The sequence below is a fragment of the Paenibacillus foliorum genome (assembly GCF_013141765.1).
GTDB lineage: Bacteria > Bacillota > Bacilli > Paenibacillales > NBRC-103111 > Paenibacillus_S > Paenibacillus_S foliorum.
The window spans coordinates 118164-139876 of record NZ_WHOD01000109.1; the positions used below are offsets into that span (position 1 = coordinate 118164).

Here is a 21713-nt window from a genome sequence, read left to right on the forward strand (position 1 = left end):
CATGTCCACTCCTTTACATTTCTATTGATTTCTCAGCCTTTGACTTGCGGTTAAATCTTTTACTTATACGGTCCTTCATGACCTCAATAAGCTCATAGACAACAGGTACAACAATCAATGTCAATATCGTTGATGTTGTAAGACCACCGATTACCACCACTGCGAGACCTTTAGAAATCAGTGTTCCTTTGGAAAATCCTAGCGCTAACGGAAGCATAGCAACAATAGTTGCTCCAGCTGTCATAATAATCGGTCTCAATCGTACTAAGCCTGCTTCTACTAATGCATGCCGCACGGTATAGCCTTCCTCACGAAGCTGTTGAGCACGGTCAATCAACACAATAGCGTTAGTGACCACTATCCCGATAAGCATCATAAATCCGATCATTGAAGTGACATCGAGAGATTGACCGCTTATGAATAAGCCCAGCAATCCGCCAATCGCCGCAAGAGGCAGCGAGAACAATATAGCGAATGGCGCCCCTGCATTACCAAACGCAAGAACCATAACCAGATACACTACAAATATAGCAGCAGCCATAGCTACAAAAAGCTGTGTAAAGCTTTCATTAATATCTGCGCTAACGCCCTTGACCTCACGCGATACGCCATCTGGCAGCTCCAGCTTGCCTAATTCGGCAGAAACCTTGTTGCTGATTGCTGATTTATTGGCCGAATCAATTTTTGCTGTAATTTTCACCACTTGCTCTTTATTTTCCCGTTGTAATGCTACAGGTGCTTCCACCTCTTCTATTTTGGCAACCTCATTCAAATAAACAGTGGAATTGGAAGAGGTCCGCAATGGAATTTGACCTATTTTATCCATTGAATTTTTATCTGCTTTGGCCAGTTGAATCGTTGTTGTATAAGTCTGATTGTCAAATTGGATGTCACCCAGCTGTTCCTTCATAATCCAACCGCGGGCTGTATCCTTAACTTGTGAAACCGTTAGCCCCATTGTTCTTGCTTTACTTTGATCAACATTAATCTGCACTTGAGTCTTCGAATCACTAAGGGAGTCATCGACATCACTTAGCTCTGGAAAATCTTGAAGCTTTTGCTTAACAGCAACCGATGCTTGCTCCAGCAGCAATTGATTGTCACCTTTCAATGAATAGGCGAAGTCTGTTGATGAAATGCCGCCCCCGCCGCCTGCCAAGGTTTTAGGTGTTACTTCCGAGCCTTTAGGCAGCTCATATAAGATGAATTCTTTATAATCCTTCTTCACCTGATCCGGATCTGCTTTCTCATTAACCTCAGTATAAATTTCGGAAACATAAGCAACCTGCTCATCCTTACCGTTATAGCCAACCAATGCTTCTACGAAAGTAAACAACGGCTGACCATCTTTATCTTTGGCTTCCTGCATCATAGCTTCCAATTGCTTGGAAATCTGATCCGTCGATTCTATTGAAGTTTCATAAGGAAGCTTAACCTCGAAATACATTTGTCGCTCGGTTGCGCTTCCTGGAATAAAGCTTACTGCCAAATTCGGAATAATCAATGCCAGTGATACAACAAACAATAAGCCTGAAATTAGCAATGTTTTGATACGATGGGACAAGCTCCATTTCAGCACTTTTTCGTAAAAAACGGTAACCTTGCCTTTCTTCGTTTCATCATGATGAGGAATTTTCCCGCTCTTTAGAACTAACAGCTTAGCCATCATTGGAATAACCGTTAGTGCTACGATCAAGGAAGCCATCAGCGCGCAGGCAACAGTAATCGCAAACGGACGGAACAGCTCCCCTACAATACCGCTGACCATTCCAATTGGAGCAAAAACCCCTACAGTAGCAAGCGTGGAAGAGGTAATCGCCATAGATACCTGCTTCGTTGCCAGCTTGATGACTGATTCATTGCGCTCCTGCGCTTTTTGCAAGGAGGCATATATATTCTCAATAACGACAATACTATCGTCAACTACACGTCCAACGGCTATGAAAATACCGCCCAGCGTCATTGTGTTCAACGTTATGCCCAGCTGTGAAATAACAAGCAGCGTAATTAAGATCGAAAGCGGAATGGAGACAAGAACAATTAACGTCATTCTCACATTGCGCAGGAACACTAATATCATTAAGGAAGCAAGCAGTGCCCCCATAATTCCTTCCTTCAGCAAGCCATTAACGGATTCTTTGACCTGATCCGCACTGTTATATACCGATTTAAAAGTAATATCCGGCATTGTTGTTTCCCATTTTTTGATCAAAGCATCGGTTTCGTCAGAAAAATCAACTGCGTTGGCATCGCTTGTTTTAAATAAATGAATACCAAGCGCTGGTTTGTTATCCAGACGAGCAATAAACTCGGAGTCTGTTATGGCTTGTACTTTAGCTACTTGGTTAAGTGTTATCGTACTTCCATTACTAATGGGAATTTGCATATTCTCTAAATTAAACAGACTGTCAATGTCACTGGTTACTCGTGCTACCTTGGTGTTTCCGTTAAAATCGACCGTACCAATGGCACCGTTAGCCAAGGTACTCTTTAGTGCTGTACTTACCTGTGCTGGCGTCAATCCGAAGCTTGCCAGTGCGTCAGCATTCATTTCAATGTCAAGCGAGGTTTCCCTTGCTCCAATAGAATCGATGTGGTCGATTCCATTAATTCCTTCCAGTCCGGGTTTGATTTGATCCTCATAAAGCTTATCCAGCTCCGTCTGACTCATACCGTTATCCGCATAAACCGCTAAGTAATAAGCCGGAATCGATGCAAAGCCGAATGTGGATGCCTTAGGTCTGGCCGATGAGGCCGGAAGCTTAACATCCTGAATCAAACCTTCGATATCCTGTTTCTTTTTGTCAACATCCACGTTCTGTTTGAACTGGACTATGACTGTGGACATATTGTCACTCGAAGTGGAGGTTAAATTATCGATCCCTTCCATATTCGCTAATTTATCCTCTATGGGTTTGGTCACTTCAGTCATGACATCTTTAGGTGAGGCCTGATAAGTGGTAGTTACCAGTACGACCGGGAATGAAATGTCCGGCATATTTTCCATTTTCAGCGTTGAAGCTGAATATATGCCTCCTCCCACAAGCATCGCAATGATAATTAACACTGCAGCTATATTCTTCATGGAGAAGTTGGTTAGCTTGTTCATTGGGTTGATTCCCTCCTTAGAGTTTTGCCTTGGCAAAACTTACTTCGTAAGTATTGGCTTAGCTTTTATAAAATCAAATATAATTCATGAATATGGACTCAATATGAATTAAACGAAATAAAAAAAACGGTAAATAGAACCATGATTCTTGTCATGATCCTTTCGGGTTATATATGTTTGGATAAACAAATGTGTTTAAAACTCAAGCTTCAGACTGTAAGCGTGTCCGGGGGCGAGCTTGCAAAGCAAAGCCCCCCCCGGACGAACGCGCTCTTAAGCGCACCCAAGTTTCTCCCGGCACTAGCCCGTTACCGCAAGCATACCAAGCGTGGAGGGGCAACCTTCGCGAAGCCAAAGTAGCCCCGACCGACGCGGTCCCACCACCACAGTCCCATCGAAGCACCAATCCGATCTCCATACACCGAGCTTGTGGGGTCCAGGGGCGCAAGCGCCCTGGGGCCCCCCTTGAAGAACAAGGGGGGGGATGGGGGGATTGACCCAAAGATTGACCATCAGTTGATGCCAGGAAGCCTGACTATGAACTCAGCGCCCTCCCCTGGCTTACTACTCACACTAATTGTCCCTCCATGAAGTCGTACAATTTTGATAACAATAGCCAATCCTAACCCGCTCCCCCCCACAGTTCGGTTTCGTGATCGGTCTGCCTTATAGAACCTTTCAAAAATCCTCTCTTGATCCTCCAACGAAATACCGATGCCTTCATCCGAAATTATCACTTCGATTTCATTTATAGTTAGACGAATAGTTATACTAATCGTCCCCTGCTCGGGAGAAAACTTGATGCTGTTGCTCACCAAATTCATCCACACCTGATACAGCTGATCCTGATCAGCGTAAATTTTGATGCTTGGCAAATTCAGTTCATAATGGATACCTTTGGCTGACCATTGCGGCTCACATGCAACAATGACCTGCCGGATTTGCTCGTCTAAAGCATAAGTTTTGGGATAGAAGGGATGATGCTCCGATTCCAACGAAGCCAGCTTTAACAAATTTTCACTGAGTCTGGACATCCGCTCGCTTTCTTTTTGGATAATATCGAGATAATGAGTTCGCTGCTCCTCTGAAATATTATTTTTCCTCAAAATTTTGGAAAACCCTGAAATTGAAGTTAACGGAGATTGTATCTCATGAGACACATTGGAAACAAAATCCTGCCGCATCTGTTCCATTTGTTTCAATTCAGCAGCCATCTCTCCGAAGCTATGCGCCAGCTCACCTAGCTCGTCCTTCCGTTTTGGCCATGACCATTTGATATTGAAATCTCCCTTAGACATCCGTCGCGTGGCTTCAGTCATAGCTCTCAGGGGTTTGACCAAATAACGTGCAGCTACGAATATAAACACACTCCCAGCTAATAGAACTAAAGCAAGCGATATCAGCAGCATCCGCTTCATTAATCCTTCCCACTTACTCCCGGATAAATGAACGAACATCGCATAGCGCTCTTTTCCTAATTGAACAGGTAAACCTACAACCAGCTTGTCCAAGGACCCTCCGACAAACCTGTAGGGCTCACCGTTCCTCACTGCACGTACCATTTCATCTGAAATAACAATCGGGTCATTCTTTCTAGAACTCCCATAATGCTTAGGCTGCCCTTGCTCATCGTACAAACTAATTTCATACGAAATCATCATGCTGATGCTGTTCAAATACTTCTCTGCATCCTGCCCCTTGAGAACGCTGTATATATTCAAGATTTCCTTACTATTTGCAATCATTTCTTCTTCTGCCACATCTCTTAATTCGTCACGAAACACATACGTTGTTATGAAAAATGTAGAGATAAGCCCGACAATTACAGCTGCCAAAAAGGTTGCTACAACACGGAAATACAACGTTTTAATCAAGGCCTCACCTCAAGCTTATAGCCCAACCCGCGAATGGTTGTAATGCTGAAACGGGATTCTTCCTCAGGAAACCTTTCCCTTAAGCGTTTTATGTGAACATCGACAGTTCGCTCATCCCCCTCATAATCAATCCCCCAGATTTGCTCAATAAATTGATTTCGTGTAAAAATTTGACCAGGATAGCTAGCAAGCATATATAACAGCTCAAATTCCTTTAAAGGAATAGTCAGATGCACCCCTCTTGAAATAACCTCAAAATGTTGTCGGTTCAACTCCACAGCACCACATTGAACAGATTGTGGCGATTCAATCTTATAACGCTTTAAGAGAGCCTTCACTCGAATTACAAGCTCTATAAGGTCAAACGGCTTTACCAAATAATCGTCAGCTCCGAGCTCGAAGCCTTTCACCTTCTGTCCCGTCTCTCCTTTGGCTGTAACCATAAGAAGCGGAAGATCCGGATAATATTTGCGCAGCTGGATACATAATTCCCATCCATCCATCTCTGGCATCATAATATCGAGGATAACCAAATCTACTTTAGCGGTATTCATAAAGACGAGCGCTTCTCGACCATGAGCTGCCTGCAGAACATCAAACCCTTCCTGCCGCAATACGGTTACCATGAGCTCCCGGATATGATTGTCGTCATCAACAACCAATAGGTTCGCCATCTCTAATTCCTCCTGGGAGTTTCGTATTTGCGAAACGTATACGCTTAGGCTTCCCGACTTCACGTATCTTATCTACTCGAGATTAGAGTTTGTCTCCATTTTCTACAAAAGAAAAAAGCTCTAGCCACGAAGGGCTAGAGCTGATTGATTATGAAGTTAGAATTACTTTACATTTACGTCGAAGGAAGCTGTCACTCCGCTTGGAGCTACTACATTCACTCTAAAGCTAGTAACATCACCAGCTTCGCCGTTGTATTTTACTAATCCTGTAGCAGGATCTACATGGATAGCACTTGGGTTCGTTCCTACGATGTTGGATACATAGAAGCTAACTTTCAGCACTTCATTGTTGTTATATCCAGTACCATTAGCTTTGACAAGCATACTGTCGTTGCTTTTTGCTTCTTCATTCAAGGTACCTGGAGCATGTTCAGCAACAAATTCACCTGCAAATTGATCTTTTACTGTTATTTTTTCAGCCATTTTAGCATCCCACAGATACATACCGTTACCTTGCATATCGGACATGCTTACTGTTTTACTGGATTTCTTAAGAGCAATTTCGCTTACTACTGGACCTTCATTTTTAGACTCAACATCAATACTTGAGCTTGCGATATCTTTCTTGCCATCATAGTACAGAACCGTTAGCTTAGCTTTACCTGCTTTACCGCCAGCTATCCAATTTGTTTTAGTAGCTGTATCAACAACTTGGGAGTCACTGCTTGATATGGACACCACACTAGTTGGTACTTTTACAGCTTCCGAACCGTCTTTTTTAGCACGGATTTTCACTTCTTTGGCAATTCCTTTGTAGTTATCATAGACGTTTGTTGCTCCAGCCGCACCTGTACCAGCATTCAAGTAATCGTCAGTTGCAAGTACTGTGTTATTGGATTTGTCTAAATAAGCTTCATAAGTCAATTTGTTGTTTACATTGGAAGGATCGAGCACTTCCATAGTTGTTGTAAGATTATTTACTTCCACATATTTTTTATCGCCGATCGAAACTAAACCTTGGCTGTCTTGTTTATACAAAGTTGCTTTAAAGGAATAGCTAGCTGCTTTTGCATTAGCTCCTGCATAGAACTTGAACGACTTATCAAAAGCGGAATCTACACTTGTATCAGCAGCATCATGAGCAAGCTTCAAATCTTGAGTTACCGGTGTGCCAACTGTTGTCGGGTTTAGAGTATATTTACGAGCCGACTCATTGTTTGTTTCATCTGTTCTTTGCACACTGGACAAGCTAGTAGCTGCCAGACTCGCTGCATCTCCTGAATTAGCTGTTAACGAATATCTAATTACATATTGATTAGTGTTGTCATATTTCATCTCGCCGCCATATTGATCATAGAGCTTCAATTTCAATTCATTGTCAGCACCAGCGATCATATATTTTGCAGGCGTTGTGGAGAACTTAAGAGTATCAGCTTTACGCTCGTCATTAACATTCAAAGTTTTTTCTGTTCTGACCCCAGCGTCATCTTTAAGCTGAACCGTAATAGTTGCTGAACCTTTTTTGTCAATGCTATCGATAGCGATCATTCCTTTGTGTAAACCGGAATTCGATATAGGATCGCTAGCCAATCTAATACCACCACTAGCAAACACGGTAAGCTTATCTCGGTTATCATAAATTTCTTGACCTGTTAAAGTGTTTCCTTGAGCATCCTTAACAAGGATAGGCATGAACATTTTGTTATCCGTTGCTTCATCACCTGTTAAAGCATCACCTTTAGTCAAGCTGTAGTTATAGCTGCCGAATTCTATTTTGGCAGGTGATTTGAAGGCTGCCACTTTAATTGTTTTCATTACGGATTGAGAAGAACCGTTAGGGAATAAGGAGATGTTAAATTCTTTCTCAGTATCAGAAACCGAGCGCAGCTTCAAATCTGCCGCTTCATCGCCAACTGCGTTATCAACAAATGCTGATGAAGAATCACCCTCATTACCTTTTTCTAAGTCGTTATCTGTAATAGACACTATCACACCGCTGTTAAGAGCATCTTTATCTTCAATGCGGAAGCCATACTGGTCATAAGCTTTAATATCCAAGTAAGCATAGCCGTTAGCATCAATAGCTTCAATCTTGTTACCCGAACCATTCAACAGATCTCCTGCTTCAACTTTAGTAGCAATTGACTTGTCACCAATTGAGTATACTTTATTTACTTGCTTGTTGCTGTCCTTGTGTAAGACAGTAAGCGAAATATGGTCATTGCGCTCCAAATCATTCGGCAATGTCACATAGAATGCTTGCTCGCCACCGATAGGTGTTTGCGTGCCTTTGCTTGTGTAGATGTCAAAATCACTTGCTGACATAGAGAATTGTTTGCCATATTGATTGGTCGCTTTGAAATCAACACGGATTTTTTGACCTGGATTATTCGGGAATGTATCGCTAGTTGTCAATAAATCGATTTTTTCCATCGTTTCTCTCTTAGTTTCAACTTCAGCTGTGTAGTTCTCTTCATCCAGGTTTTTCAAACCGCTAAGTGTAACATTCCATTTTTCGTCGTCAAATTTAGAATCCATAGTCAATACAACTGTTGTTTTATCTTCGCTCCAAGCTGTTTTATATCCAGTTACTGCTGTACCATTTCTTTTCAAATCCAATTTCAGCTCAGTCGGATCTGCAATGGCACCGTTCAGTTGAAGTGTAAATTCGTTAGCATTAGTCGCTTTAAAAGATTCAATAGCATATACCCCATTAGCTGGAGCTTTAACATACTGTTGCTTGGCTGCATAGGAAGAAGTTACAAGCAGTTGACGCGAAGCTGAAGTCATCCCGCCGAACATACCGTCAGCACCAATTGCCATTAATTTTTTCTCAATCGCTAGAGCCACATAACCTTTAGCCCAAGTGGACACTGTTTTATCTTCTTTTGCTGTAGTTGTTTTGGCTTGAGCATCCATTCCAAGACCACGGATCAAGAAAGCAGCCAATTGTTCCTTAGTTACTTCTCCAGCAGGATTATATTGACCAGGAGCAAATCCGTCCGTGATGCCAGCATTTACAATAGCCTCAATGTAAGGCAATGCATAACCGTTAGCAGGATCTGCTGTCGAAACGTCGGTGAAGCTTGAAGTTTTCAAAGTTGTATCTACTTTTAATCCGAAAACCAACGCTGCTACTTTAGCGAATTGAGCTCGGTTCATTTTATCATTTAAACCAAAAGTGCCTTCAGCAACACCATCAAAGATACCAGCCGAGATCATGGCGTCGAATTGTGCTCTGGTCGCAGTATCCAAATCCTTAAGATCTGTAAAATCTTTAGATGATTTGTCAGCTGCGCTTGCACCAAGTGCAACAGATGAGAACATCGAGAATGCCATAGCAAGGGATAATATCATAGATAGGCTCTTTTTCATATAGTTGTATTCCTCCATGTAGTTAGTTTTTTTTGTTGTTAAAGCATGTTTCTGAACAAAATGTGCAAATCAAAATGCCTCATTCAAATAATTGTTCGTCAAACGGACAATCAACAAATGCGGCTGCGGCTTTTTCTTATTTTGCTTAACTCGTGCGGCTTGCTTGCTACCTAAGTGAGTATACTATGAATCTATCAACCAGTCATCGATAACAATTTCCCAACGCTGCCTTACAGTGGAATTTCATATTCACTCATGGCAAATCACCTCATTAGGCTAATTGTTCATCTAGCAACAATCATCAAATGCGGCTTGCTTAGTTGTCGGTTATTGTTTCTACTAACTCGTTCTCGCTCAACTCATGTTGCTCGCTTGCTACAAGAATGAGTATACTATGAATCTATCACCCAAGTCATCACTAACAAATTTCCAATGCTGAATCTCCTTGAATAAAAGCAAAATAGCCTTTTTCATATACAGGCCTCTGATACATGTATCGCTTCATTATAAAGAAGAAACGCAAAGTCCAATTATAGAATAGTTGAAAAACAGATCATAATATCGAGCATTCGGAAGATAAATACCTATTATATGATGATACTGAGGATTTCAAACGATATCACAGGAAATACAACTGCTACGCCTGCTTAACGCGGGTGAAATATACAGGCAAGCGAAGTATAATTAGTTTTTGGAAACGTTTAAATTTACAGGATGTGGATGTGAATGCCATTGAAAGCTCAAAGACTACTTAAGGATTACATGAAATCTCATTGGTTAATGTACATTTCCGCAATATCATTTATGGCGGTAGCCAACATTATTCAATCCTACTACCCTCGAGTGCTTGGTAATTTCACCGATCATCTTCAGGCAACAGGAATTACTCAGGCCATTATTAAGGACTACAGTCTCATCTTGTTGGCCATTGGACTTGGGTACGGAATTTTGTTCGGAGTAGGACAGTATATGGTGATGCGGCTAGGTCGAAGGTTTGAATTCCACACTCGGAAAAGATTATTCAACCATTTCACAACATTGAGCGAGAGCTACTATTCCAAGAATGGCGTCGGCAGGCTGCTCAGCTTCGTAATGAATGATGTTACTGCGGTGCGCGAGGCCATGTCTATGGGCTTAAATCAAACAGTTAACTCCATCATACTGCTTATCTCAGTAATCATGATGATGGTTATAAGCGCTATTCCGATTTATTTAATTGCAGTCTGTGTTCTCCCTCTTCTGATCATCCCATTCGCCGTTATCTACTTCGGACCCTCGATTCGAAAAAGATCAACAAAGGTTCAAGAATCATTGGCAAAAATGACGGAATCGGCTGAGGAGCAATTTGGCGGCGTCAGGGTAACGAAGAAATTCGCTGTTGAACCGATTATGAGAGGCCGTTTTGGAAAAACAGTCGATCAAATTCTCGAAAACCAACTGCGTTTAGTTAGAATAACATCTATTTTTCAAGCATTACTTCCCTTCTTAGGTGCATTGTCACTCATTATCTCTATTGTATATGGTGGATACTTAACTATTCATAATGTAATCACACTCGGTAATTTTGTTTCATTAACCCTCTACTTAAGGATGATGGTAAACCCATTGCAGCAAATTGGGAACGTGATCAATGCTATGCAGCGGGCCCGTGCCTCTCTCGACCGTTTGAACAATCTGTTATCTGTACAGCCGGATATTGTTGAATCCCCAACAGCCAAACCGCTGGATTTGCAATCTGCAGATATACATATGAAAGGTTTAACGTTTGCATACCCTAATTCAACTCAAGATGCGCTGCAAAACATTAATTTGACCATCCAGCACGGTAAAACTTTGGGCATTATCGGAAAAACCGGCAGCGGAAAAACGACGCTCGTCAAGCTCCTGCTGCGTATCTACGATCCTCCGAAAGGAACCCTTCGGATTGGAGGCGAAGATATTCATGACGCTACATTAGAAAGTCTACGCAATCAAATTGCTTATGTACCGCAGGACGGCTTTCTATTCAGTACGACGATTCGCGACAATATTGCCTTTTTCAAACGTGACTCTTCCCTTAACTCTGTGGAGTTAGCCGCTAAGCAATCCCAAATTTACGATAATATATTGGAGTTTCCCGATCAGTTCGAAACCAAGCTCGGAGAAAGAGGCTTCACCCTATCGGGAGGACAAAGGCAAAGAAGCAGTCTGGCTCGGGGATTTATAAAAAATGCCCCTATATTAATAATGGATGATAGTGTAAGCGCAGTGGATGCGGTAACAGAAACCAAAATTATTGAAAACCTGCGATTAAGCCGTAAAAACAAAACAACCATCATCATCGCGCATCGAATCAGCGCCATCAAGCATGCGGATATTATTGTCGTGTTGGATGAGGGTAAGATTGTGCAGCAAGGGACACACCAACAGCTGCTGGCAGAGGATGGCATTTATGCTTCCCTATATGCTATTCAGGAGGAGGGGACACGTTATGCCGAAGGACAATAAGGCGATTAAGCAAGATGAAGAAATCAGCAGCGGATATCATGTTAGTAAGGAGAATCGTCGCGCAGCCCTTCGCTTTACTCTAGGATATGCAAAGCCGCACCGCTCCAAGTTTATTGCGATCTTCTTCTGTACTTTGCTCGCCATTGCAGCTGATTTACTGCAGCCCTATTTGGTGAAAATAGCCATTGATAATAATCTATTAACCGGTAACAATGATTTCAGCTTCCTACTGATCTTGGGCGGCATCTATCTGCTATTGGCGCTAACCAGCTTTGGCTTCACGTATCTGCAAAATAATCTGCTTCAGTTCACCGGCCAAAGCATTGTCGCTCGCATCCGTAAGGATTTATTCGGGCATATTACTAAACTGAATATGTCTTTTTTTGACCGGTTCCACAGCGGCAGCTTAGTCACCCACGTATCCAGCGATACCGAAACCTTGAATCAATTTTTCAATCAAGTGTTCCTGAGCCTGATCCGCGACGGTATGACATTAATTTTTATCATTATTCTAATGTTTCACTTAGATCCAGTGTTGGCAGGCTACAGCATGATTATACTGCCGATTATAGCCTGTATAGCGATCGGGTTTCGATCTTATATGCGTAGGACGTACCAAATCACGAGGACAAGGCTATCGCGGTTGGTCGCTTTTGTTGCTGAAAATTTAGCCGGTATGAACTTAACCCAAGCATTCCATCAGGAAAAAGAACAAGAAAACCAATTCATGGAACGCAATCAAAGCTATTTTAAAGCTAATTTGCGTGAAGTTCGTACCAACGTATTTTTTAACCGCTCCTTCGATGTTTTAAGCAACCTATCTGTAGCGTTCTTGGCCTATATCGGCGGTATGGCTGTGTTTAATCATTCGATTGAATTTGGTGTGCTGTATGCCTTCATCACGTACATCCGCCAGTTTTTTCAGCCGATTAACAATATCTCGCAGCAATGGAGCACCTTGCAATCCACTACGGTATCTATGGATCGACTGTATAAGCTTTTTACTATCGAACCGGAAATTAAAGATGATAAGTCTCCCGCGCAAATTGATCTTTCTGCTGTAAAAGGCCGTATAGACTATAATCATATTCAGTTTGGTTATTCCGACGATAACACTGTCATCTCGGATCTGGACCTTCATATTGAACCCGGCGAAATGATTGGGATTGTGGGTACAACCGGTGCAGGCAAGAGCTCGCTGATGAGCTTGCTCTGCCGGTTTTATGATGTGAGAGAGGGCAGCATCCAGATTGATGGCTCCGATATCCGCAGCATCCCGCAAAGAACACTGCATCGTATGATCGGACTTGTCCAGCAGGAGCCGTATCTGTACTCCGGCACTATAATCGATAATGTCCGTCTATTCGACGAAAGCATTACTCCCGAGCAGGTTGTAGACGCCTGCACCTTTGTCGGTGCAGATGCGCTGATCGCTAGGCTGAAGGACGGCTATAACACCATGCTGTCGGAGCGCGGCAGCGGCTTGTCCGCTGGAGAGCGGCAGCTAATATCCTTCGCAAGAATTGTCGTGTTCCAACCCAAAATTCTTGTTTTGGATGAAGCAACCGCTAACTTGGATTCACAAACTGAGCAGCTCGTGCAATCTGCGCTGCAGGTCGTATCTGAGGGCAGAACCACTCTCGTTATCGCTCACCGTCTATCGACCATTATGCAATCCGACCGTATCATTGTCATGAAGCAAGGACAAATTGTAGAAGCCGGCAGCCATCAGCATTTGTTGGATTTACATGGCTATTATGAGCAGCTATACCGATACTCTCAAGGAAAGCATATTCAGGGCGCTGTGTAGCGTCACTCCCACAGAAGTCCTGCTTCAGACTGGCCATATGCCTATATTGCGAGCGCTGCTTGCCGAGAAAGAACTCATATCCTTTGGCCTCCACATCCTTCAGCCAATTCAGCCGAAGAATGTGGAGGCCTATTTGAGATCGATCACGAGTCTGCTGTTCTGTTGACGCAAAAGTTGTGCACAAAAGTCACTTAAACTTAAACCTTTTTATATAACTTCCGCATGCATTTCCAGCATATTTTCTCGGGTCGGGTGTTAGCTTCGATAACCCAAGGCTTTAAATTTTGATCCATCCCTAGATCAATCCCAAAAAGCCGAATACCTGGATAATTCTTTTCCAACTGCCCGCATATGCGCCTACCCAGTTGGTTTAATTTTCTTATAATCTTTTTTTTACTGGTTTGGTTGGTATATGGAGCTAACAAGTCGTCTATGGATACTGCGGTTCCGCCGCTGCGGATATTCGTTACGATTTTTTTCGGATGGGCTGCGCGCCCAACAAACCCTAAATTACGCCAAGTGTTATCATCTTTTTTGCTGATCATCAAACGAAGGTCAAACGGACGTTTATTCCATCGGAGCAGCTCTATGCCTTGCTGGACCAGATAATCTTTACCCACCCTGCGCGCCAAAACAAATGCGTATACCTCATTCTTCGAACGAAACGTTCTTTGCAGAATTCCCACATGAACACGAAAACGGGGTTGTTTCTCTTGATCGAGCTTTCGAACCTGCATAACTCCCACACCAAAAGCTCCTCGATTAGGTTTTAAATAAATGGTTGTATATCGCGATAGCATGGAAAATAGTGATTGTTTGCTAAGTTTCATTGTGTCGGGAAGGTGCTTGACAATATGGCTATCATTTTTTAGTTCACGATAATGATCCCACTTGATACCTTTTGCAGGCCTATTCGTTTTGGAAGGAACGGCAGCATGACTTTCTTTCATGGATCAGTCTCCTCACTCATGCGTTTCAATATCCTATTCGGCTGCCTGTGATCAGGTCGCAGTACTACTGCCTATCTTGCAAGCAATAGACCCTTACATTGAATAAAGTGAGCTCATGGAAGGAGTGAAATGCGTTGGTTAAAATAACGATTGCCGCCGTCGGAGATCTGTTGATGAAAAGCGAAATCATTGCCTCAGCAAAACAATCAGGTGCATACACGTTTGATCCTATTTTTGAGAAGGTTGCACCTTATCTAAGGAAGCACGATATAACGATTGGGAATTTGGAAACGACTTTCTCCGGGAAAAAGTGGTACCAGGAAGTTATCCGAAAGCGCCCCAAATGTAATTGCCCGAACGAGCGAAGGAATCCGAGAACAGGTTATCCTGTATTGAGCTGTCCTGACACTCTGGCATCTGCCCTTAAAAAATCCGGATTTCATGTATTGACCACTGCAAATAATCATTGCATGGATGGCGGAGTAACCGGTTTAAAGCGAACATTAAGCGTCCTCGATAAACATGGTCTAAAGCATACCGGAACCTTCCGTTCCCTTAAGGAATCCAATCGGCATCTGGTTTTACGAGCGAAGGGGCTGAATATTGGATTTTTAGCCTATACGAAAGGAACGAATTCCATACGTGTACCGAAACCGTGGTTCGTCAACCGAATCGACCAAAAGAAACTCGTAGCTGATATACGCAAATTGAAGAATAAAACAGATTTCATCATCGTATACCTTCATTTCGGGCAGGAATACATGCCTTACCCCAGCAAAAGTCAAAAACAATTGATTCAATTATTATTTAAACAAGGCGTGAATGTGGTTTTAGGCGCACACCCCCATGTACTGCACCAAGCTACTATTGCAAAAGTGAAGGACATCGATGGTCATGTTAGAAATCGAGTCGCCGCTTCATCCTTAGGCAATTTCGTGTCGACGCGGCTGAAAAAAAATTCGAATACAACAAGAGGAATGATTCTGGCATTAACCATAATAAAAAATAACCGTGGGATTACCGATATCTCAAAAATCGATCGTGTTCCCACTCTCGTTCAACGAAGAAAAGTAAAAGAGAGGACCGTTTTTAGTGTTGTGCCGGCGCATGGAACCCGGTAATGTAGGAGAGTCGGCGACGATATCCGAAGAAAGAGGCTAAATAATTAACATTGTTCGTGTTATATGTTCATTCGTTGGCTAATTCCGCAATGCGTTGGTTTGCGTTTCCCTTGTAAAGGCCACCGTGATAGCAGATTATCGATTCGATGTCGTAATGTGTGAGTTTCTTGATGGACATTGCTGCTAAGTTCAAATCATAAGTATACTGGGGCTGTGATCCCAGCAATTCCCCATCGACAATGACCAAAGCATCCGCTGCGATTAGAGTTTTGCTGCTTTTATGATATAAGGATAGGTGTCCGGGAGTGTGACCAGGCGTGTTGATGACCGTTATTCCGCCACAGTACGGTAATTCCTCTCCATCGGATATTGTTCTGTCAACGCCGGCCTTTGGCGGATTTTCCAGTACGGATTGAAAGGCTTTACGCCATTCCTCCGGCACTTCAGGAGGCAATGATTGTAACGCCTTGGCAATAGCCTCAGGAGTTATTTTAACCAACCGCTTCTCGCCCTGGATATAGGGTTGCTCCACTTCATTCGCCAGCACCTCAATTTTGTTAGGAGACTCTTGGATAATAGCCGGCAGGCTTCCAATATGATCCAAATCTTGGTGTGTCATAATGATTTTGTTCAGCTTACCAAACGGTACACCCGCCTTCTCCATAGCCTCAATAATCGGGAGCATTTGGCCTGGATATCCTGTGTCCACTAAAACAGCAGTATCCTCGTCCCAGATCAGTGTTGGATGAATAACATCCGGCTTGCCCATCACGGTTGCCGATATTTCTAACATCTCTATGCCGCTAGCGATATGCATACTATCCCTCCAGAATGATTGGTTGAGTAATGTTTATAAAACTAATCATACTAGCAGGATAACGCTTTGTCAAAAAAATATTAATTATATCATACTTTATATAAAATGTCAAGTTAAATATTTATTTCAATACTATCAAAGTCACTTTCATCTATTTCATATGTTTGAAATTTGATAAATTGTCCAGTTTGTCATCCATTTTTTGAAGCTGCACAAAAAAAGCTCACCCTTATCTGCAAAAGAGTGAACGGATATTTGGTTGGTATTTGGATCTTAGGCTTGCTCATGTGTATGTGCTTTCGATTTCCTGTTCCGCATGCTATATTCAGTTATACATTCCTAAGTTATTAGGCAGATGGGATTAGGATCAGGATCAGGATCAGCCCCATCAAACCGCCTTAGTATTGATTGTTCCTATAATCCGTGCAACAGGAAACACTTTACGAACAGGGATAACAATCAGTGCTGCAACAACAGCTTTGACCGCATCACCTGGTAAATAGGGATAACATCCCTGAACAAGCGCCTTTTGCATCGAAAAGCCTGCAACATGGGCGAGCCATGGCACTCCGGTAACGTAAAGCAGCAAGGAGCCAAACAGCTCTAATACAATAAAGAGCGATAGAAAGGCTATCGGTCCTTGACCTTTAATACGTTTAACCGCCCACCCGATCAGCAGAGCTGCAAAGGGATAAGCCCAAATAAATCCACCTGTTGGTCCCAGAATTAAAGCTAGACCGCCGCTTCCATGCAGCAACGGAATGCCTATTGCGGTTAATACAATCACTAACGCCATACTGAAAAATCCATACAAGGGTCCCAAAATAGCGCCAGCCAGCATCACGACTAAATTTTGCATACTGATAGGAACGGGTGTAAATCCCAAATGGATGTTCAAAAAGCTCGAAACGACAAGTAAAGCTGCAAACAACGCGCTAAATACCATACCACGCAAACTCAGATTCATTTTCATTGCATAGTCTCCTTTTATTTGTTAACCTTAAATATGTATAACAAGTTGACAATTGATATTCTAGCATAAACCAATCATATAGAAAAGAGAAAATTTCAATGAACTTTGGAGACGATTTAATTAAGCTTGAACATGTTTCTTTTACTCATCCTTCGTCCGAAGATGCGCCAGCTATAATAAAAGATGTTGATCTGACCATCCACCGAGGAGAATGGGTTGCTGTTGTCGGAACGAACGGAAGCGGTAAAAGCACTTTGGCTAAGCTGATTGCCAAGCTGACCCCCGTATCATCTGGAGAAGTTAGGTTTAACATTCCCGAACAGCCTCCGATTCAGCTTATATTTCAGAACCCGGATATGCAGGTCATTGGTGAGACTGTTTTTGAGGATGTATGCTTTGGGATGGAAAATTACGGTATAGCTGAAGCTGAGATGCGCCAACGAGCCCTCACAGCACTTCGAAAAGTAGGACTCGAGGCAATGACCGATAGTCCTGTCTCACAGCTGTCCGGTGGACAAAAGCAGCTGCTATCCATCGCCTCCTGTCTCTGTATGAATCCTGCCGTCCTACTGTTCGACGAAGCCACCTCTATGCTGGATCCACGGTCCCGACATAACATAGTACAGGTCGCACAGGAGCTGCACGGTGAAGGGAAAACCATTGTCTGGATTACCCAATGGATGGATGAGCTGGCTTGGGCTGACCGAATGGTGGTTTTGGATCAAGGACGAGTCGCGTACAATGGGTCCACGCGGGATTTCTTCTACCTAACGGATGAACAGAGCCAAAGCTGCTGTGACCGGCTAGGCTTCATCCCTCCCTACACGGTTCAGGTGGCTCTATCTTTGATAAATAAAGGTCTCAAGCTTGCTTCTATGCCGGTAACCCCAGCCGAGCTTGGGAAGATAGTGAGTCTACACTTATGATAATCATCGAGCAAATGACAATAGGAAGGCCCAATAACAGCAACAATAGTAATCGATCTGAAGTTAAGAATATACTTACAAATATCAACTGCCGCTTGCAAAAAGGTACGGTTACACTCGTAATCGGTCAGACAGGCTCGGGAAAGTCTACATTTCTTAATGCTGTGGCTGGTTTGATCCCGATTCAAGCAGGCTCCGTTTCTTACGACGGTCAATCCTTATGGAACGGCAAACGGATGAATAACGCTGTTAAATTCAAGATGAGCATCTTGTTCCAATACCCAGAGAGGCAGCTGTTTGCCGAGAGTATCCGCAAAGAATTTTATTATTCCTTGCGTCCTCTGGGTTTGTCTAGGCAGGAGATCACCGCTAGAATAAACGAAGCTATGAATCAATTGAAGCTGCCAGAGGAATTTCTAGCTCAATCCTTCTTCACCTTATCCGATGGACAGAAACGTAAGATTGCACTGGCTACAAGCCTTGCAACCAAGCCGGAGTGGCTGTTATTGGATGAACCTACCGCAGGTATTGATCCATCAAGTATTCCTCATCTTCTGGAAGCTATTGATTATCATAAAAGGATTCATAATGGCGGTATTGTATTGGTCAGTCATGACCTTGACACCTTCCTTCCCGTGGTGGATCGTGTACTCGTGATGTACAAGGGCGCTATCGCAGCTGATGTGACTCCGAAGGAGCTGTGCGACAATCCGAGCATACTCGTTCAAGCCCAGATAGGTCTGCCAACATCGGTTGAGCTAACTACCATCATGCATGAGCAAGGAATAACATTATCCGGAACGCCACTAACCCCGGATGAGTCAGCCGATGCCATAATTCGGCAAATCCAGCAGCTCACTGCAGGTACAGCTCATGAAGAATCAAGTAACTCACTGCAGCTCAACTCAGCTACAATCATGCCGACAGTGGTCTCATACTTTAGCAGTGTAAGTCATGCAAGTATGAAAGATAACAGTGACGAGAATACTTCAACTTCAGCTGCAGAGGAAGCTGCACTACATGATGAAGCAGCAGAGCCATCCGCAGAACAGGTATCTGCCACAGGAGCTCTTATAGCAGCTGTGCAGCAGCTGCATCCCATCACCAAATGGCTGTTTTATTTACTGATTTCTAGTGGAATCTTGATTCAAGATCAATGGTATGGTATTGGTGCCGCTGCAATTATCACCTGTATTTGTATGTATTTATCAGGTGCACCTACCCGTACTATTCTAAAACCTGTAAAGCCATTCCTGATCTTTATTCTCATATCGACCTTTATATCCGGACTTACTCTTACTTTTTATCCAAACTCGATAAAAGTAGCTGCTGTTGGTTTCTCAATAATCTCAGCAGCTCAAACCACCAAGCAATTATCGGTATTTCTTCTGATCATGCTGCTCGGAATTTTGTTCGCTGTAACAACTAGCGGATCGAAAATGCAGCGCGGGCTAGAACAGGCCTTCTCATTTCTGGAGTATTTTCGCATTCCCGTTGCTGCCTTTACGTTCTCCGCATCCCTGCTCTTGAAATTCGTTCCCACGCTTTTTGCTGAAATTGAACGAATCTCGCTAATAACGCGAGCCAGAGGCAAGTCCCATGTAAAGCAAGGCTCCATAAGAGTACGCGATGCTCATGTATTCATGATCCCGTTAATCCTATCGATGATGAAGCATGCCGAGGATTTGGCTTTTGCCTTGGAGGCGAGAGGTTACCGAGTAAAGCGCATCTCGCGCTTATCCTACAACAGGCTTCCTTTTCACCTCCGAGATCTGTTCACAACAGTTACAGGTGTCCTATTATTAGCTATTTTGATCATTTGTGACTTGAAATAACCCACATTAATAAATGAAATTTATATAGTATATAAAAACATATAAATTTACTTTATCGAAATGATGAGATATAATTTGATCATTATGATTAAGAGGTGACTGCAATGGCAAAAGTAACTGGTTTGGACGGAATTGTAGCGGCAGAAACGGATATAAGCCTTGTTGACGGGGAAAAAGGACATTTGGTCTACCGCGGATACTGGGCCAAAGAGCTGGCAATCAGTAAGGAGTATGAAGAGGTTGCTTATTTATTGTGGTTCGGTTCGCTACCGAATCAGGAACAGTTGGAAGCATTCACATTGAAGCTTCAGAATAACCGCGTGCTCCCGGACTCTATCAGAAATATATTAGATGCGCTTCCTGCCTCAATGCCGGTTATGAATGTATTGCAAACAACATTCGCAGCCATGTCAGACGATGCTCCGAGCTGGCCACCAACCGTTGAGCAAGCTGTCGCATTGACAGCATTGCTCCCTACGCTCATAGCTTACTGGCACAGGAGACAGTCTGGATTACCCTGTATGGAGCCATATACCGGCTTAGGGCATACGGCTAACTTTCTATATATGCTGTCGGGCGCACAGCCAAACCCAGCTCATGTTAAAGCATTGAATGCCTACCTCATCTTGGGCATGGAGCATGGCATGAATGCATCCACATTCGCCTCGCGCGTCGTTCTGTCGACGCAATCGGATATGGCTTCCGCTGTCAGCGCAGCAATTGGGGCGATGAAGGGTCCGCTTCACGGCGGCGCTCCGTCCGGAGTCATCGCCATGCTCGATGCGATCGGAACGAAGGACAACGCGGAAGCGTGGATACGGCAAGTGCTCGAGCGGGGCGAGAAGCTGATGGGCTTCGGTCATCGCGTTTACAAAACGAGAGACCCGAGAGCTGAAGCGCTTCGCCAAGTGACGGAGGCTTTGTCCGGCAATGACCCATGGTTCGATCTTGCGGTTCATACAGAGAAAACCGCTATAGGCCTACTCGAGGAATATAAACCAGGCCGCCGGCTTTATACTAATGTGGAATTTTTTGCGGCATCTATCATGCGAGCCATAGCTTTGCCAACCAGCTTGTTTACGCCTGCCTTTACCGCCGCGCGTGTGGTTGGCTGGACCGCACATATACTGGAGCAAGCAGAAATCAACCGCATTTTTCGTCCCCAATCCGTTTACACCGGACCGATGCCGGAGCAGCTTTAGCACTTGCAGCAGCCTATAAAGAAAAGCTTATCTTTCCAACGCGCTCGGATCCTGAGCGCACGTTGTGGCGATGCATGATGGTCGGTTGAACACACGCGTTTTTGTGGCGTTCTTAGTGTACACTTACGTTTATGCTTTTTGGAAGGAAGGATGTGTGATTCTGCTCCTCTTGAAATCATGTCCCTTAAAAGATCGACTTGCAGCGGTTGGAACATGATTTTCAAAGGAAGGCTATATCTGCGAGAAGTCACCAGAGGTGACGACTTGGGGCGGACGGTCGAGCTCCTCCAGCTCCTCCAAGCCAGCTCTTGTTCTACTCAGTGCTTTGCGTTGCTTCCTTACTTCTTTATCGAGAACTTTGATACTTCTTAGCTGGACTATGGTACGTCCTAGCGGAACTACGGTACGTTCTAGCGAAACTTTAGTACTTCTACCGAGACTTCGGCACTTCTTTGCGAGACTTCAGTACTTCTTTGCGAGACTTCGATCCAACCAGCCATCGCTGCTTCGCATTGATATAGTGTATCATGTACAATTAGGCACAACGTGTCTTTACCACC

General features: G+C 43.6%; 13 protein-coding genes. 6 read left to right on the forward strand and 7 right to left on the reverse strand.

The window, feature by feature from the left end; genetic code table 11:
• Positions 1-13: 13 nt before the first annotated feature.
• The 4 genes from GC093_RS29330 to GC093_RS29345 form a co-directional block, all read right to left on the reverse strand.
• Positions 14-3109: an efflux RND transporter permease subunit gene (locus tag GC093_RS29330; protein WP_171655487.1), complete on the reverse strand. Its 3096-nt coding sequence runs from the start codon at positions 3107-3109 to the stop codon at positions 14-16.
• Between the two features lie 512 nt (positions 3110-3621).
• Entirely contained in the window at positions 3622-4983 is a 1362-nt protein-coding gene (locus GC093_RS29335; protein ID WP_171655488.1) for a HAMP domain-containing sensor histidine kinase, read from the reverse strand.
• Positions 4980-5657, reverse strand: coding sequence for a response regulator transcription factor (locus tag GC093_RS29340; protein WP_171655489.1), 678 nt, complete (start codon positions 5655-5657; stop codon positions 4980-4982). Before GC093_RS29340 ends, GC093_RS29335 begins: the two co-directional genes overlap by 4 nt.
• A 162-nt stretch (positions 5658-5819) precedes the next feature.
• Complete coding sequence (locus GC093_RS29345; protein ID WP_171655490.1) at positions 5820-9032, reverse strand: S-layer homology domain-containing protein; 3213 nt, start codon at positions 9030-9032, stop codon at positions 5820-5822.
• A gap of 732 nt (positions 9033-9764) precedes the next feature.
• Here GC093_RS29345 and GC093_RS29350 point away from each other — a divergent pair.
• Positions 9765-11519 carry an ABC transporter ATP-binding protein gene (locus tag GC093_RS29350; RefSeq protein WP_171655632.1) on the forward strand — a complete coding sequence of 585 codons (1755 nt, stop codon included), beginning with the start codon at positions 9765-9767 and terminating at the stop codon, positions 11517-11519.
• A complete protein-coding gene (locus GC093_RS29355; RefSeq protein WP_171655491.1) occupies positions 11503-13329 on the forward strand; it encodes an ABC transporter ATP-binding protein in 1827 nt (608 codons plus the stop codon). The genes GC093_RS29350 and GC093_RS29355 overlap by 17 nt, the downstream gene beginning before the upstream one ends.
• Before the next feature lie 197 nt (positions 13330-13526).
• Here the strand turns inward: GC093_RS29355 and GC093_RS29360 are convergent, their stop codons facing one another.
• Entirely contained in the window at positions 13527-14279 is a 753-nt protein-coding gene (locus tag GC093_RS29360; protein WP_171655492.1) for a YheC/YheD family protein, read from the reverse strand.
• A gap of 134 nt (positions 14280-14413) precedes the next feature.
• On the opposite strand from GC093_RS29360, the gene GC093_RS29365 reads away from it, so the two are divergent.
• Positions 14414-15400, forward strand: coding sequence for a CapA family protein (locus tag GC093_RS29365; protein ID WP_171655493.1), 987 nt, complete (start codon positions 14414-14416; stop codon positions 15398-15400).
• 67 nt (positions 15401-15467) lie between these two features.
• On the opposite strand, the gene GC093_RS29370 is transcribed toward GC093_RS29365, so the two are convergent.
• Positions 15468-16217 (reverse strand): MBL fold metallo-hydrolase, encoded by a 750-nt coding sequence (locus tag GC093_RS29370; protein ID WP_171655494.1) that lies wholly within the window; start codon positions 16215-16217, stop codon positions 15468-15470.
• Positions 16218-16605: 388 nt separating this feature from the next.
• Positions 16606-17190, reverse strand: coding sequence for a biotin transporter BioY (locus GC093_RS29375; RefSeq protein WP_171655495.1), 585 nt, complete (start codon positions 17188-17190; stop codon positions 16606-16608).
• Positions 17191-17288: 98 nt separating this feature from the next.
• Here GC093_RS29375 and GC093_RS29380 point away from each other — a divergent pair, with 98 nt between their 5' ends.
• The 3 genes from GC093_RS29380 (at position 17289) to GC093_RS29390 (ending at position 21153) form a co-directional block, all read left to right on the forward strand.
• Positions 17289-18116 (forward strand): energy-coupling factor ABC transporter ATP-binding protein, encoded by an 828-nt coding sequence (locus GC093_RS29380; protein ID WP_171655496.1) that lies wholly within the window; start codon positions 17289-17291, stop codon positions 18114-18116.
• A gap of 14 nt (positions 18117-18130) precedes the next feature.
• The gene (locus GC093_RS29385; RefSeq protein ID WP_171655497.1) at positions 18131-19951 is read left to right on the forward strand and encodes an ATP-binding cassette domain-containing protein; all 1821 of its coding nucleotides are present in this window, start codon (positions 18131-18133) and stop codon (positions 19949-19951) included.
• Positions 19952-20055: 104 nt separating this feature from the next.
• Positions 20056-21153 (forward strand): citrate synthase/methylcitrate synthase, encoded by a 1098-nt coding sequence (locus GC093_RS29390; RefSeq protein WP_171655498.1) that lies wholly within the window; start codon positions 20056-20058, stop codon positions 21151-21153.
• Positions 21154-21713: the final 560 nt, after the last annotated feature.